Origin of the sequence: Gordonia sp. Z-3 (assembly GCF_036233855.1) — a bacterium.
Classification (GTDB): Bacteria; Actinomycetota; Actinomycetes; order Mycobacteriales; family Mycobacteriaceae; genus Gordonia; species Gordonia tangerina.
The window spans coordinates 142,458-156,295 of sequence record NZ_JAZARS010000004.1 but is presented as its reverse complement, the minus strand read 5'-3'; the positions used below and the strand labels follow the sequence as shown (position 1 = coordinate 156,295).

The following is a 13,838-nucleotide window of genomic DNA, read 5'->3' as shown; positions in this document are numbered from 1 at the left end:
CCACCAGCCGAGTGGACGCGACAGGGCGTCCACTCGGGCGGGGATGGGACGGGTGGGCTAGAGGACGGCTTCGATGGCCGACACCACGGCCGGGTCGGTCGGCTCGGTGCGCGGACGGAAGCGGTTGACCACGGTGCCGTCGGCGTTCACCAGGAATTTCTCGAAGTTCCACTGCACGTCGCCTGCCTCCCCGTCGGCATCGGCGGTCTGGGTCAGGGCCGAGTACAGCGGGTGTTGATCGTCGCCCTTCACATCTGCCTTCTCCAGCAGCGGGAACGTGACGCCGTAGGTGGTCGAGCAGAAAGTGGCGATCTCCTCGGCGCTGCCGGGCTCCTGGCCCATGAACTGGTTGCACGGCATCCCGAGGACGGTCAGACCGCGCTCGCCATAGGTCTTGGCGATCTCTTCCAGTCCGGTGTACTGCGGCGTCAGGCCACACTTGCTGGCGACGTTGACCACCAGCAACGGGCCGGCGAAATCGGCGAGGTTCAGTGCGCTGCCGTCGAGCGCCTTGACGGGGATGTCCTTGACATTGCTCATGGCACCCGACGGTAGTCCCTCGCGACGAAGACCCGGGTGCCACTCGTCGTTTCGACGACGAGTGGCAGAGGACCGTTGACCAAGCGATCGCGAACACGTCCGGTGAGCCCGGTCACTCGGCGCGAGAGCTTATGGTGGATCTCACCATTGATTGCGTTGGAGAAATAGTTGCGTAGGCGTTAGCTTTTATCAGTGCTCTCGAACACCCCGCCTGTCGACGACCCTTCAGCTACCTCGGGATCTGTCGCCGCCACCACCGGCAAATTGACCGAGTTCCTCGATCGACTGGCGTGCGTTGCCAAAGCGCAGACGATGGACTCGCTGGCCGCGGCCGATCTGACGTTCTCGCAAATGCGCGTGATGTTCGCGCTCGGAGCGCACGGCGACGGCGCCGAATCGATGTCGTTGAACGAGATCGCCGACCACATCAACCTTTCTCTGGCGGCGGCGGGCCGCACCGTCGACAAACTCGTCGGTGCCGGGCTCGTGCACCGTCGCGAGGATGCGACGGACCGCCGCGTCAAGCGCGTATCCCTCACCGCAGAGGGCAGTGACGTGATCACCTCCCACGTAAACATCCACCGGGAACTCCTCCGCACCTTCGTGGCCGGACTTCCCGAACCGCTGCAGGTCGACCTCGGGGCCGCCATGGCCGCCATCGTCGACAACGACGTCGACTACTTTGCCGGACTTCACGGCGAGGAGATGCCCGACGCTACTGCCCGCCCGTTCCAGGACAACACACAGAAAGTCACCTCATGACCTCCTCTTCGACTCCGGCGCACGCACATGCGGGCCCACCGGACACCAAACTGGACCGGCATGTCTTGATGGTTGCCGGTGTGGTGGTGCTCGGCGCCATCATGTCGATTCTCGACGTCACCGTGGTGGCGGTCGCGCAGAACACCTTCCAGCAGGAGTTCAACACCGACGCCGCAGGTGCGGCGTGGACCGCCACCGGCTACACCCTGGCGCTCGCCGCGGTGATCCCGCTGTCCAGTTGGGCGGCATCCCGATTCGGCACCAAGAAGGTGTATCTCACCTCACTCGTGCTGTTCATCCTCGGCTCGGTGCTGTGCGCGCTGGCCTGGAACATCGGCTCACTCGTGGCGTTCCGCGTCATCCAGGGCCTCGGCGGCGGCATGCTGATGCCCATCGGCATGATGATCCTGACCAAGGCCGCCGGTCCGGAGCGGGTCGGCTCGGTGATGGCCGTCCTGGGTATTCCGATGCTGCTCGGACCCATCGGCGGCCCGATCCTCGGTGGCCTGCTCATCGAGAAGGCCAGCTGGCACTGGGTGTTCCTGATCAACGTGCCGATCGGCATCGCGGCGCTGATCTATTCGTGGTTCGTGCTGCGCGATGACGAAGAGACGTCCCGGCCGAAGATCGACGTCGTTGGCCTGCTGCTGCTCTCGCCCGGTCTGGCACTGTTCCTTTTCGGTGTGTCGTCGAGCGCCGAACATCGCACATTCATGACCGCTGGCGTGTTGATCCCCGCCATCATCGGCGCCGTTCTGATCGCCGGCTTCATCTGGCACGCACTGCACACCGACAAGCCGCTGTTGGATCTGCGACTGTTCCGCAACCGCACCCTGTCGATCGCGGTCATCACGATGACCCTGTTCATGATCGCCTTCTTCGGCGCCGCACTGCTGTTCCCGCAGTACTTCATCGGCGTGCGCGGTGAATCGACCCTGACCGCCGGCTTGTTGCTGGCGCCGCAGGGCTTGGGCGCGATGATCACAATGCCGATCGCAGGCCGCATGACCGACAAGATCGGGCCCGGAAAGTTCGTCCTGACCGGCATCGTGCTGTTGACGGCGGGCATGAGCGTGTTCGTCTTCCTCGGCGCAGAGACCTCGTACCTGCTGCTGTGCGGTGCACTGTTCGTGCAGGGTCTCGGCATGGGTATGACGATGATGCCGATCATGTCCGCCGCGTTGGCGACGCTGAACAACGCCCAGGTCCCCGATGGCTCCACGCTGATGAACGTGGTGCAGCAGAGCTCGTCGTCGATCGGTTCCGCGGTGATCTCGGTGGTCCTGGCCAGCGGGCTGGCCGGCAGCATGCAAGCCGGTATCGCGATCACGTCGAACACCGCGCCGCAGAACCTGCCACCGGAGATGCAGGGCACTGCCCTGCCGCCGTCGTTCTTCGAGTCGGCTGCCGATGTCTTCGGGTCCACCTTCCTGGTCTCGGTGGTCCTGATCGCTTTGACCTTCATCCCGGCGCTGTTCCTGCCGCGCAAGAAGATCGCCTCGCCGCTGATCGAAGAGGACATGGATCAGCCGGCGCCGATCATCATGCACTAGGACCGCCGGCACCCACGTCCTGATCGCCACCAGCACGGCGGCCGACAGAACCCCGAAAATCACCGAGAGAACCCACCCGCGTCACACAGCGCGGGCCGTCATCCAAGACGGTGGGTTCTCTCGGTGATTTTCGGGGTTCTGTCGGCGTCGAAGCGGGGGTCTCGATACGCCGCTCGCCTAGCGGCTCACGACTACTCGACCAGCGGACGGCAGGCCTCGCGACTACTCGACCAGCGGTGCCGAAGGCTTCACCGCACCAGTCTGCTGCAGGATCCACGCCAATTCGAAGGCCACTTCCTCCCACTGCTTGTACCGCCCGCTGACACCGCCGTGGCCGGCCGACATCTCCGTCTTGAGCAGGATCGGATTCCCCGAGGTGCTCAGTTCTTGCAGTCGCGCAACCCATTTCGCCGCCTCGGTGAACAACACCCGGGTGTCGTTGAGTGAGGTGAGCGCGAGGATCGGCGGATATGGCTTCGCCTCGACGTTCTCGTATGGTGAGTAAGAACGCATATAGGCGTACACATCCGGATCGTGCAGGGGGTTTCCCCACTCGTCCCATTCGATGACCGTCAGCGGCAGCGACGGATCGAGGATCGAGGTGAGGGCGTCGACGAACGGAACCGACGCGAGGATGCCGTTGAACAGTTCCGGCGCCAGATTGGTGACGGCGCCCATCAACAGCCCGCCGGCCGAGCCGCCCTCGGCCACCATCTGTTGCGGTGTCGTCCACTGAGTGTCGACGAGATGGCGCGCTGCGTCGACGAAATCGGTGAAGGTGTTCTTCTTGGTCAGTGTCTTGCCGTTGTCGTACCAGTAGCGGCCCATCTCACCACCACCGCGGACATGGGCCAGAGCGAAGACCACCCCGCGGTCCAGCAATGACAGCCGCGACACCGAGAACGACGGGTCGATACTGGTCTCATAGGAGCCGTAGCCATAGAGCAGCAGTGGCGCCGGGCGATCGGCGTCGACCGTCTTGCGCCGCACGATCGACAGCGGGATCCGGGTGCCGTCGCCCGCGGTTGCCCATTCCCGCGTCTGCACGTAGTCGGCGGCGTCGTACCCACCGAGCACCGGCTGCCGTTTGAGCAGAACCAATTCGCCGGTGGCCACGTCCAGGTCGAGCACCTCGGTCGGGTCGACGAAACTCCCGTAACCGATCCGCAGTTTCGGCGTCACCCATTCCGGATTCGCTGCCAGCCCGGCCGAGCACAGCTCTTCACGGAACTCGACCTCATGGAAGTCCGCGAGGGTGGGTACACCGTCGATGCCGCGAAGGTCTGCGATGGCCAACTTCGGAAGTGCCGCTCGACGGTAGGACAACACGAGGTAGTCGCGGAATGCATCGAGGTCTTCGATCCGACGGTCCCGATCGTGCGCGATCAGTTCGCGCCGATCCGTGGGGTCGTCGACCGGCGCGATGTCGATCGCAAAGTTCTCGGCCTTCACCCCGTCCCGAATCTCGTTGTGCACGATGATGAACTGATCGGTTCCGTCGATCACCGCATGCTCCACCGAGTACTCCACCCCATCGACTCGCGGAGCGACACTTCGGAACTCGCCGGTGGGGTCGTCGGCAGCGAGCACATATACCTCGGTGGTGATCTTGGAGCCCACCCCGATCATGAGGTACTTGTCGCTGCGGGTGGCTCCCATGCCCACCCAGAACCGCTCGTCCGGCTCGTGGAAGACGCGAACATCATCGGCGTCGGCACCGATGTCGTGCCGCCACACCGTGTCTGGCCGCCAGGCATCGTCGACGGTCTGATAGAACACATGCTTCGCGTCGGCCGACCACACGGCGCCACCCGCAGTGTTCGGGATAACATCGTCGAGTAATTCACCGCTGCGAAGGTCCTTGAATCGCAGGGTGTATCGCTCGTCACCGACGATGTCGGTGCTGTACGCGAGCCAGTTCCCATCGTCGCTGACGGTCAACCCGCCGAGACTGAAGAAGTCGTGTCCGTCGGCTTCCACGTTGGCGTCGAGCAGGACCTCCTCGCCGGGCAGCGAGGCGTCGGCGGCCACCTCCGGTGGTGTCCAGTCATCGGGATCGACAATGGGACAGCGGCATCGGATCGCGTACTGCTTGCCCTCTTCGGTGCGGGCGTAATACCAGTACTGGCCACGGCGACTCGGGACCGACATGTCCGTCTCCTGCGTGCGGCTCTTGATCTCGCCGAAGATGTCCTTGCGTAGGCCGTCCAACTGGGCCGTGTGCGACTCGGTGAACGCGTTCTGGCCTTCCAGATAGGCGATGACCTCGGGATCGTCCTTGTCGCGCAACCACTCGTAATCGTCGACGAACGTGTCGCCGTGGTGGGTGCGCTCGCTGGGAACCTTTTTGGCGACCGGCGCGGTCACGTCGGTGGTCACATCATCTCCTAATCATGGTCCGGCCAGTCGGCGAAGGATCTCTGCGAGATCCATTCGTAGGCCTCGATATAGCGTTCGCGGGTGCGTGCCACCACATCCTCGGGCAGCGCTGGCGGTGTTGTGTCGGCAGCCCGGTCCCAACCGGAATCGGGACCGGTGAGCCAGTTGCGCACGATCTGTTTGTCGAAGCTGGGCTGCACCTGCCCGGGCTGGTAAGTGGCCGCCTCCCAGTAGCGTGACGAGTCCGGTGTCAGCACCTCATCGGCGAGCACGAGCTCCCCGTCCGCACCCGATCCGAACTCGAACTTGGTGTCGGCCAAGATGATTCCACGTTCGGCAGCGAGCTGCGCACCCCGTCGGTAGATGTCGAGCGTGGCCGACCGCAGTCGGTCGGCGAGATCGGCACCTTCTTGTTCGACGACCCGCTCGAAGCTGATGTTCTCGTCGTGGTCGCCCTGAGCTGCCTTGGTGGCCGGCGTGAAGATCGGCTCGGGAAGCCGACTCGCCTCATCGAGCCCGGCGGGCAGCGCTACGCCGCAGACGCTGCCGCTCGCACGGTAGTCGAGCAGGCCCGATCCGGTGAGATAGCCACGGGCGACGCACTCCACCTGCACCATCGGCAGGCGGCGCACCACCATCGACCGACCCAGCGCCTCGGCGGGAATCCGTTCGTCGGTGGGCCCGCCGGCGAGGTGGTTGGGCACCCCGAGCGTCTCGAACCAGAAAAAGCTCATCGCGGTGAGGATGCGCCCTTTGTCGGGGATGGCGGGGCGCAGGATGTGGTCGTAGGCGGAGATGCGGTCGGAGGCGACCAGCAACAGGGTGTCGGCGTCGATCTCGTAGATCTCGCGCACCTTGCCCGATGCCAGGTGCCGGTACGACTGCAGTTCAGGACGCATGGCTTCGACCCTAGGACATGCCCGGGAAGCCGCGTGCCCCGGCAGCACGGACACAGAGTGGAAAGTCGTTCTATCTCGACCGCAGGGAGACCCTGCGAGCTCTCGGATCGGGCCCGGCATCGGTCGTCGGCGCGTTGTGTTCCCCGGCGACGTTGGCGATCATGGTCGGCATGAATCATCGACCTCGGCGTCTGCGCGCACGATTCGGCCCGAGCCGGCAGTCCGACGAGACCACCGTCGTGGCGGGATCAGCGTGACCGGCCCGCAGATCACCATTACCTACTGCACGCAGTGCAATTGGCTGCTGCGGGCGTCGTGGATGGCCGGCGAGCTCCTGAATACCTTCGGCACCGACCTCGGGGCGGTGACGCTGGTACCCGGAACCGGGGGTGTGTTCCACATCGACGTCGACGGTGAGCAGGTGTGGGAGCGCAAACGCGACGGCGGCTTCCCCGATGTGGTGACGCTCAAGAAGCTGGTACGCGACGTCGCACTGCCGGACTGGAACCTCGGGCACGCGGATCGGGCGTCGGAAAGCACTTCGTGACGGTCCTCCGCAAGCTCCGAACCTCATCAGGGACCAGGGTGGCGAGCAGCTACAGGATCGGCGCCGGCGTGTAGGCAGCCGCGTCGGGGTACTGCGCGACGACCTTCTCCGCCGCGGCCAGCACATCGGCGACCTGCTGTTCGGCGGCGCCCACGAACACCGACTTGTCGGCGAGCAAGTCCTCGAGCTGGGCGCGGTCGAGCGGAATTCGGTCGTCGGCGGCGAGGCGGTCGAGCAGGTCGGGTTCGCGCCCTTCCTCGCGCATCGCGAGCGCTACGGCCACCGCGTTCTCCTTGATCGCCTCGTGCGCGCTCTCCCGGCCGACGCCGGCGCGCACCGACGCCATCAGCACCTTGGTGGTGGCCAGGAACGGCAGGTAGCGGTCAAGCTCATTGGCGATGACCGCCGGATAAGCCCCGAACTCGGCAAGCACGGTGAGGAAGGTCTCCATCAGCCCGTCGATGGCGAAGAAGGCATCGGGCAATGCCACCCGACGCACCACCGAACAAAAGACGTCACCCTCGTTCCACTGGGCGCCGGCCAGCTCGGCCGCCATGGAACCGTAGCCGCGTAACACCACCTGCAGGCCGTTGACCCGCTCGCAACTACGCGTGTTCATCTTGTGCGGCATCGCCGAACTGCCGACCTGGCCGGGCTGAAATCCTTCGGTAACCAGCTCGTGGCCGGCCATCAGTCTGATGGTGTGAGCCAGCGACGACGGACCGGCCGCGAGCTGCACCAGTGCGGACACCACGTCGTGGTCGAGGGAGCGCGGATAGATCTGGCCGACAGAGGTCAGCGACCGTGCGAAACCGAGGTGATCGGCCACCCGAGCCTCGAGATCGGCGAGCTTCACGGCGTCGCCTCCGAGCAGGTCGAGCATGTCCTGCGAGGTTCCCATCGGGCCTTTGATGCCCCGCAACGGGTAACGGTCGATCAGTTCGTGCACGCGGGTCAGCGCGATCATCAGTTCGTCGGCGGCACTGGCGAAACGTTTGCCCAAGGTGGTGGCCTGCGCGGCGACGTTGTGACTGCGACCGGCCATCACCACCGATGAGTACTGGGCGGCGCGGTCGGCCACCCGGGCCAGAACCGCAACGCCATGGGCGTGCACGTGTTGCAGCGATCGCAGGATCTGCAACTGTTCGACGTTCTCGGTGAGGTCGCGGCTGGTCATCCCCTTGTGGATCTGCTCGTGTCCGGCCAGCGCGTTGAATTCCTCGATCCGCGCCTTCACGTCGTGTCGTGTGATCCGCTCACGCTCGGCGATGGAGTCGAGGTCGATCTGGTCGACAACTCTCTCGTAGTCGGCGATGGCGTCGTCGGGGACATCGATCCCCAGGTCGCGCTGCGCCTTGAGCACTGCGATCCACAGCTGACGCTCCAGCGCGATCTTGTGGCGGGGTGACCAGATCTCGGCCAGCTCAGCAGAGGCGTAGCGACCGGCCAGGACGTTGGAAATGGAGGGCTTCGACACGCACACAGTGTAGTCGCGGCCCACTCACCCATTGCCGAACACGTCCGCGCCGCCGCTCACAAAGCGAAACAGGCCCACCCCGACCCATAACCCTGATGCACGCGCAACACCGCGACCGGGCCGGTCACCCCGTTCTGCGTCGCATACAACTGTGTGGTGGCCACCCGGCGCGGCACCCAACTGATGGTCGCGATGGCCCCGTCTGCCTCGGCCGAGCCGAGGACTCGGGCGGGCGCGCCCTGCGGCCTCTCCCAGAAGGTCACCGTGCCGACCGAGTTGACGTCGACGGTCAGGTCGTAGCGGCATCCGGTGCCGTAGACGACCGACGAGAACGGCACACCGGCATCGACCTTGCCGACCGGAACTGCCGTAGCCGACCCGGGTGAGACCATCATCGCCGTCGCTGCTGCCAGCAGCGCTGCCGGCACGATCCGCACCCGCGGCCATCCCCGTTGTCGCATCTCTGGCGCCCTCCCTCGCTTCATGCGCCCGCGCTACTCGCGAGGCGCAAGTACCTCGATCACCTCGTACAACGCCTCCCGCGTCGCCGTGTAGGCGCTCGCCTCCCGACGACCCAACACCCCGACCACGGCTCCGTCTTCTACCGCGATCAACTGCTGCACGCGTGCGGATTCGGCGATCCGGAACGACTTCTGCAACACATCGGAATGCATCTCCGCCAACAAGATCCGACGATCCGCCACCACATCGTGCAAACGCGGATAGCGGGCGGCCAACGCGATGGTCTCGTAGCGGGCGGCCAAGGTCTCGATGGTGGTGTCGGGCCCCACGAAGACCTCCGCCAGCGCATCGGCGGTGGCGTGCCCGCCGCGACGTCGACGCGAGACGGCGTCGCGGCGGGCCGCAATACATTTCTCCTCACGGTGGCAGACCTCGGCCGCCGCCTCCGCCATCAGATCTTCGAGAGATCCGAAGTAGTAGGTCGTCGACGCCAACGGCAGCTGGGCCCTTTCGGCGACTGCCCGGTGACGAACCGCGTCGAACCCGCCTTCGAGCAGCAATTCACCAGCGGCCTCGATCAATCGGGACCGACGTCGCAGCCCCTTCGGGGTTGCCGCCGAAGTCATGAAAACATGCTGCCAAAGGGTTGGCTGCCGGGTGTTGCTTTGGCAAAAGCCGCTTCACGAACGGTGAATTCGGCGCTATCCCGGCAACGGAGGTGGCACCGTGCTGAGATCATCGAGGGATGGACGACGTCGCATTTCTGCATCAGGCCATCGATCTGGCGGCCGAGTCACGGGCCCACGGAAACCACCCCTTCGGCGCCCTGCTGGTGAACGCGGACGGTGAGGTCGTCTGCACCGCCCTCAACACCGTCGACACCGACAACGACCCGACCGGCCACGCCGAGACCAATCTTGTTCGGGTCGCGGGCAAGCGGTTCGATCCGGACATCCGCGCGACGCTGACGCTCTACACCAGCACCGAGCCGTGCGCGATGTGTGCGGGTGCCATCTATTGGGCCCGCATCCGCACGGTGGTGTTCGCGCTCGGCGAGGACGAACTGCGCGCGATGACCGGTGATGACGTCAAGAACCCGACCATGTCGCTGCCCTGCCGGGAGGTCTTCGCCCGCGGCCGACATCCGACCGCGGTGCGCGGACCATTCGACATCCTGGCAGCCCGCGAGGTACATGCCGGTTTCTGGCACTCCTGAGCGGTCAACGAAAGTAGTGGCCGGCGTCGATGTCGGCGATGAGCCCTGGGTGTTCGGGCTGCCATTGCAACAGCTGTTCGGTGCGCGCGGCAGATGTCGGATTATCCACGGGCACAAAGGCGGCGAGGAAGCCGAAACGAGCACTGGCATCGTCGGGCGCCACTCGACGGGTCGGGATATCCAGCCCACGTCCGATGGCAGCCGCGATGTCGCGGAACTCAACCCCCTCGTCGCCGACCGCGTGCAGCCGGGTGCCCGCGGGCGCCGACTCCACGGCGAGCCGGTAGAGGCGTGCGGCGTCGCGGGTGTGCACGGCCGGCCACCGATTGGTGCCGTCGGCCAAGTAGCCGGCGAACCCGTTGTCGCGGGCGAACCCGATCAGTGCGGGCACAAAACCGTGCCGATCGAGGTCGCTGTGAACCGAGGGCGGCAGCCGCACCACCGATGACCGCACACCCTGCTCGCCGAGGGCGATGATCTCGTTCTCGGTGTCGATCCGGTACCCACCGTCGCCGACGTCGCCTTCGGTGCCGGCACGGCCGCGGACACCCATGTGCGCCAGCATCGCGGTGCCGGAGGTACCCACCAACGACTTGCCGGTTCCGACCAGCGGCTCGGCCATCGCCCGGACCGCTGACAGATCGGCCTCGGCAGCCGCCGCGAGGTCGCCCACTTGCATCAGGTCGTGCCGAAAGGCCAGGTGGATGACGGCGTCGGCCTCGGCAGCGGTCGCGGACAGCACATCGACGTCATCGAGTCCGCCGCGCCGCACCGCAGCGCCGAGCGCCTGCACGGATTCGGCCGCCTTGCCCGAACGTGCCAGCCCGACCACGGAATGGCCGGCGGCTACGAGCTCGGGGACCACCGCGGAACCGAGGTGGCCAGATGCGCCGGTGACGAAAACCTTCACGAGAGTCTCCTTGAAAATCGCGGAACCCGCCCTCGGGTCCATGGATTTGTGATGTCACAATCTGACATCACGAACGGTACGCCTGATGTCACGTTCTGTCATCACGTATCGTGTCGGCCGTGGGACGATGGCCGACAGGATCGCGGGAGCGCCTGCAGAACGCCGCGCTCCACCTCTTTGTCGAGCGGGGCTACGAGGCGACGTCGGTGGCCGACATCGCCGCCGCCGCCGGGGTCACCGAGCGCACGTTCTACCGCCAGTTCGGCGACAAGCGCGAAGTCCTCTTCGACAGTGGACACACCCTGGAACACGCCATCGTCGATGACCTGAACCGGCAACCGCCCGGCCGCCCGCCACTGGAATCCGTGGCCGCGACCTTGCACCGCGCCGCGGGCACATTCTTCGCCGACCGCATGCAGTTCGCGCGGACCCGACAACGCGTCATCGACGCGAATCCCGAACTGCGCGAACGTGAAGCGCTCAAGATGACCTCGCTTGTCGACGCCGTCGCCACCTCCCTGGAGAACCGCGACGTCGACGCCACGACCGCCCGACTGTCCGCCGAGATGGGTATCGCCGCATTCAAGGTCGCCTTCGCCGAGTGGGTGGCGGCCGACAACGTCGAAACACTCGACGCATTGCTGCACACGGCGGTGGCCCGATTGCGCAGCCTGGCCACCGACTGAAGGTGCTGCTCGTAAATTCTTTCGGGATTGCCTCGAACACCGAAGACGCCCGACGAATTCACAGACGGGACCACTAAGACTCCCAAACCGAACCGAGGGGCCATCCGAGTAGATGATCCCCCTTGCCTACTCATACCCCCTGGGGTATGGTCGCCTACGTTCCGATCAATACCCCCCTGGGTATATTCCCGGGCGTCTGGAGGCAACCTCGTGACAACAACGGCAGAAACAGATACCGAGGAGTCCCGGAAAACCGGGCCCCTCGGGCGATTGGGTGGCGCCACCGCCACACACCGACGCTGGGTCTTCGCGATCTGGGCGCTGCTCGTGATCGGCCTCGGCGCTTTCGCACCCTCGGTCTTCAACTCACTGGCCGGCGCCGGGTGGCAGGCCAATGGTTCGGAGTCGGTGGCCGTACGCGAACTCGCCGAGGAACACTTCGGCGGCAACTCGTCGGCGGCGGTCCAGGTAGTCGTCCACTCCGATGACCAGGACATCTCGAGTCAAGACATGCAGCGGGTCATCGGGCAGGTCACCGATGTCGCCACGACCGACGACCGCTTCGGCGCGGTCGTGCCGCCACAACCAGGCATGACCATCAGCCCGGACGGTCATACCGGTATCGTCCTGATCGGAGCCAACGGCACCACCGACGACATGGTGAAGGCTGTCGACGACCACAAAGACGAACTGACAGCGTTGTCCGGCAACGGAATCGACGTCTATCCGACAGGTGCGTCCGCCCTGTGGAGCGACTTCAACAAGGCCAACCACGACGCGATGATCAAGGCCGAGATGGTTTCCTGGCCGATCACACTCGCGATCATGGTGCTCGCCTTCGGTTCACTGGTCGCCGCCGGCCTGCCGCTGCTGCTCACCATCGCCGGCCTGGTCGCCTCTGCCGGCGGCCTGGTGCTGCTGAACATGATCACGCCAATCTCGGTGTGGGCCATGAACTTCGCGATGATGTTCGCGCTCGCCCTGGGCATCGACTACGCCCTGTTCATCGTCTCTCGCTTCCGCGCCGCGATGGCTCACCGCAAGGACAAGGTCGCGGCCACCGTCGAGACCATGGACACGGCCGGCAAGGCCGTGATGTTGTCCGGCCTGACGGTGTTGGTCAGCTTGTCGGCGGTGCTCCTGGTGCCCGCGCCCGCGGTCCGAACCATGGCGGTGGGCATCATGCTGGCCGTCGTGTTCGTGCTGGCGGCCACGATGACCTTGCTGCCCGCGGTGCTCGGCGCCATCGGTAACGGCGTCAACGCCGTCTCACTGCCGTGGGCCAAGCGCCAGCAGCATCGCTCGCCGGTGTTCGCCAGGTGGGGTGAACTGCTGCACCGCCACCCGTGGCCGTTCGCGGTCGGATCGCTGGCGATCCTGATCGTGTTGGCGTTGCCGGTGATCGGTATCAAGGTCGCCATGCCGTCGATCAGCGTCGTCCCCGAGGACGCACCGGTGCGCCAGGGCTACGAGGTCGTACAGGAAGCCATGGGCCCGGGTGCACCCGGTGCGCTGCAGATCATCGCACCCGAGGCTCAGGCCGCACAGACCGCCGAGGTTGCGTCCTCGACACCCGGCGTCGCGATGGTCACTCCCCCGCAACCGGACGCCGACGGCTCCGGCTACGTGATGCTGCAGGCCATCCCTGCGGTCGACCCCTCCGATGACCAGATGAACACGATCGTCACCGAGCTGCGCACTGCACTTCCGCCCGACGCCCTGGTCGGCGGCGCTCCCGCGGAGAACATTGATCTGCAACAAGCCCTGAATGACTGGTTCCCGATCGTGGTCGGGGTGATCCTCACGCTCGGTTTCCTGTTGCTGCTGATCGCGCTGCAGGCCCCGTTGATCGCACTCCTGGGCACCGTGGTGAGTCTGCTGTCGACCGCCGCCGCCTTCGGCGTCGCGCGGTTGATCTTCCAGGAAGGCTGGGGATCGGGGGTGCTCGGTTTCCAACCTCAGGGCTTCCTGAACGGCTGGGGCCCCGTGTTCTTCTTCGCCATGATCTTCGCGATCGCGATGGACTACACCGTGTTCCTACTCGCCACCGCCAAGGAGCACTATGAACGCTCCAAGGACCCCAAGGTGGCTCACGTGGACGGGCTCGCCCATTCCGGTCGGGTGATCTTCGCCGCCGCTGCGGTGATGGTCGCGGTGTTCTTCACTTTCGCCCTGGCAGATCCGCTGCCGCCGAAGGAGATGGGCATCATTCTGGGTGTCGCGGTCCTGCTCGACGCCACGCTGATTCGGTTGGTACTGCTGCCCGTGCTGCTGCGGATCACCGGCCACGGTGCCTGGTGGAGTCCGGCGTGGTTACGGCGAATCCTGCCCAAGGTGTCGTTCAGCCACTGAGGATCGCTCTCCCGATACCCCGAGGGGTATACACTGAGAGCGTCACTGAATGAAA

14 protein-coding genes are annotated in these 13,838 nt (G+C 65.6%); 7 read left to right on the top strand and 7 right to left on the bottom strand.

The window, feature by feature from the left end:
- Nucleotides 1–57 precede the first annotated feature (57 nt).
- A complete protein-coding gene (locus VX037_RS05935; RefSeq protein WP_235724010.1) occupies nucleotides 58–540 on the bottom strand; it encodes a glutathione peroxidase in 483 nt (160 codons plus the stop codon).
- Nucleotides 541–732: 192 nt separating this feature from the next.
- On the opposite strand from VX037_RS05935, the gene VX037_RS05930 reads away from it, so the two are divergent.
- Together VX037_RS05930 and VX037_RS05925 are read left to right on the top strand one after the other, a co-directional pair.
- Nucleotides 733–1,302 carry a MarR family winged helix-turn-helix transcriptional regulator gene (locus VX037_RS05930; protein ID WP_328713543.1) on the top strand — a complete coding sequence of 190 codons (570 nt, stop codon included), beginning with the start codon at nucleotides 733–735 and terminating at the stop codon, nucleotides 1,300–1,302.
- The gene (locus tag VX037_RS05925; RefSeq protein WP_266060413.1) at nucleotides 1,299–2,855 is read left to right on the top strand and encodes a DHA2 family efflux MFS transporter permease subunit; all 1,557 of its coding nucleotides are present in this window, start codon (nucleotides 1,299–1,301) and stop codon (nucleotides 2,853–2,855) included. Before VX037_RS05930 ends, VX037_RS05925 begins: the two co-directional genes overlap by 4 nt.
- A gap of 222 nt (nucleotides 2,856–3,077) precedes the next feature.
- Here the strand turns inward: VX037_RS05925 and VX037_RS05920 are convergent, their stop codons facing one another.
- Nucleotides 3,078–5,234, bottom strand: a complete 2,157-nt coding sequence (locus VX037_RS05920; protein WP_266060412.1) for a S9 family peptidase — start codon at nucleotides 5,232–5,234, stop codon at nucleotides 3,078–3,080.
- Between the two features lie 8 nt (nucleotides 5,235–5,242).
- Nucleotides 5,243–6,133: a phosphoribosylaminoimidazolesuccinocarboxamide synthase gene (locus tag VX037_RS05915; protein ID WP_235724006.1), complete on the bottom strand. Its 891-nt coding sequence runs from the start codon at nucleotides 6,131–6,133 to the stop codon at nucleotides 5,243–5,245.
- Nucleotides 6,134–6,150: 17 nt separating this feature from the next.
- On the opposite strand from VX037_RS05915, the gene VX037_RS05910 reads away from it, so the two are divergent.
- Both VX037_RS05910 and VX037_RS05905 read left to right on the top strand, forming a co-directional pair.
- The gene (locus VX037_RS05910; protein WP_266060410.1) at nucleotides 6,151–6,390 is read left to right on the top strand and encodes a hypothetical protein; all 240 of its coding nucleotides are present in this window, start codon (nucleotides 6,151–6,153) and stop codon (nucleotides 6,388–6,390) included.
- Complete coding sequence (locus VX037_RS05905; RefSeq protein WP_235724005.1) at nucleotides 6,387–6,680, top strand: SelT/SelW/SelH family protein; 294 nt, start codon at nucleotides 6,387–6,389, stop codon at nucleotides 6,678–6,680. The genes VX037_RS05910 and VX037_RS05905 overlap by 4 nt, the downstream gene beginning before the upstream one ends.
- A 49-nt stretch (nucleotides 6,681–6,729) precedes the next feature.
- Here VX037_RS05905 and purB read toward each other — a convergent pair whose 3' ends face one another.
- Genes purB through VX037_RS05890 form a run of 3 tightly spaced genes read right to left on the bottom strand, consistent with a single transcriptional unit; the run spans nucleotide 6,730 to nucleotide 9,245 of the window.
- Complete coding sequence (gene purB / locus VX037_RS05900) at nucleotides 6,730–8,157, bottom strand: adenylosuccinate lyase (protein WP_235724004.1); 1,428 nt, start codon at nucleotides 8,155–8,157, stop codon at nucleotides 6,730–6,732.
- Nucleotides 8,158–8,213: 56 nt separating this feature from the next.
- The gene (locus VX037_RS05895; RefSeq protein ID WP_266060408.1) at nucleotides 8,214–8,618 is read right to left on the bottom strand and encodes a hypothetical protein; all 405 of its coding nucleotides are present in this window, start codon (nucleotides 8,616–8,618) and stop codon (nucleotides 8,214–8,216) included.
- 33 nt (nucleotides 8,619–8,651) lie between these two features.
- Nucleotides 8,652–9,245 carry a TetR/AcrR family transcriptional regulator gene (locus tag VX037_RS05890; protein ID WP_266060406.1) on the bottom strand — a complete coding sequence of 198 codons (594 nt, stop codon included), beginning with the start codon at nucleotides 9,243–9,245 and terminating at the stop codon, nucleotides 8,652–8,654.
- Between the two features lie 119 nt (nucleotides 9,246–9,364).
- On the opposite strand from VX037_RS05890, the gene VX037_RS05885 reads away from it, so the two are divergent.
- A complete protein-coding gene (locus VX037_RS05885) occupies nucleotides 9,365–9,835 on the top strand; it encodes a nucleoside deaminase (protein ID WP_235724001.1) in 471 nt (156 codons plus the stop codon).
- A gap of 4 nt (nucleotides 9,836–9,839) precedes the next feature.
- Here the strand turns inward: VX037_RS05885 and VX037_RS05880 are convergent, their stop codons facing one another.
- On the bottom strand, nucleotides 9,840–10,745 hold the full coding sequence (locus VX037_RS05880) for an SDR family oxidoreductase (RefSeq protein WP_328713541.1): 906 nt from the start codon (nucleotides 10,743–10,745) through the stop codon (nucleotides 9,840–9,842).
- Nucleotides 10,746–10,864: 119 nt separating this feature from the next.
- Here VX037_RS05880 and VX037_RS05875 point away from each other — a divergent pair, with 119 nt between their 5' ends.
- Both VX037_RS05875 and VX037_RS05870 read left to right on the top strand, forming a co-directional pair.
- Nucleotides 10,865–11,431: a TetR/AcrR family transcriptional regulator gene (locus VX037_RS05875; RefSeq protein WP_266060403.1), complete on the top strand. Its 567-nt coding sequence runs from the start codon at nucleotides 10,865–10,867 to the stop codon at nucleotides 11,429–11,431.
- A gap of 210 nt (nucleotides 11,432–11,641) precedes the next feature.
- Nucleotides 11,642–13,783, top strand: a complete 2,142-nt coding sequence (locus VX037_RS05870) for an MMPL family transporter (RefSeq protein ID WP_266060402.1) — start codon at nucleotides 11,642–11,644, stop codon at nucleotides 13,781–13,783.
- Nucleotides 13,784–13,838: the final 55 nt, after the last annotated feature.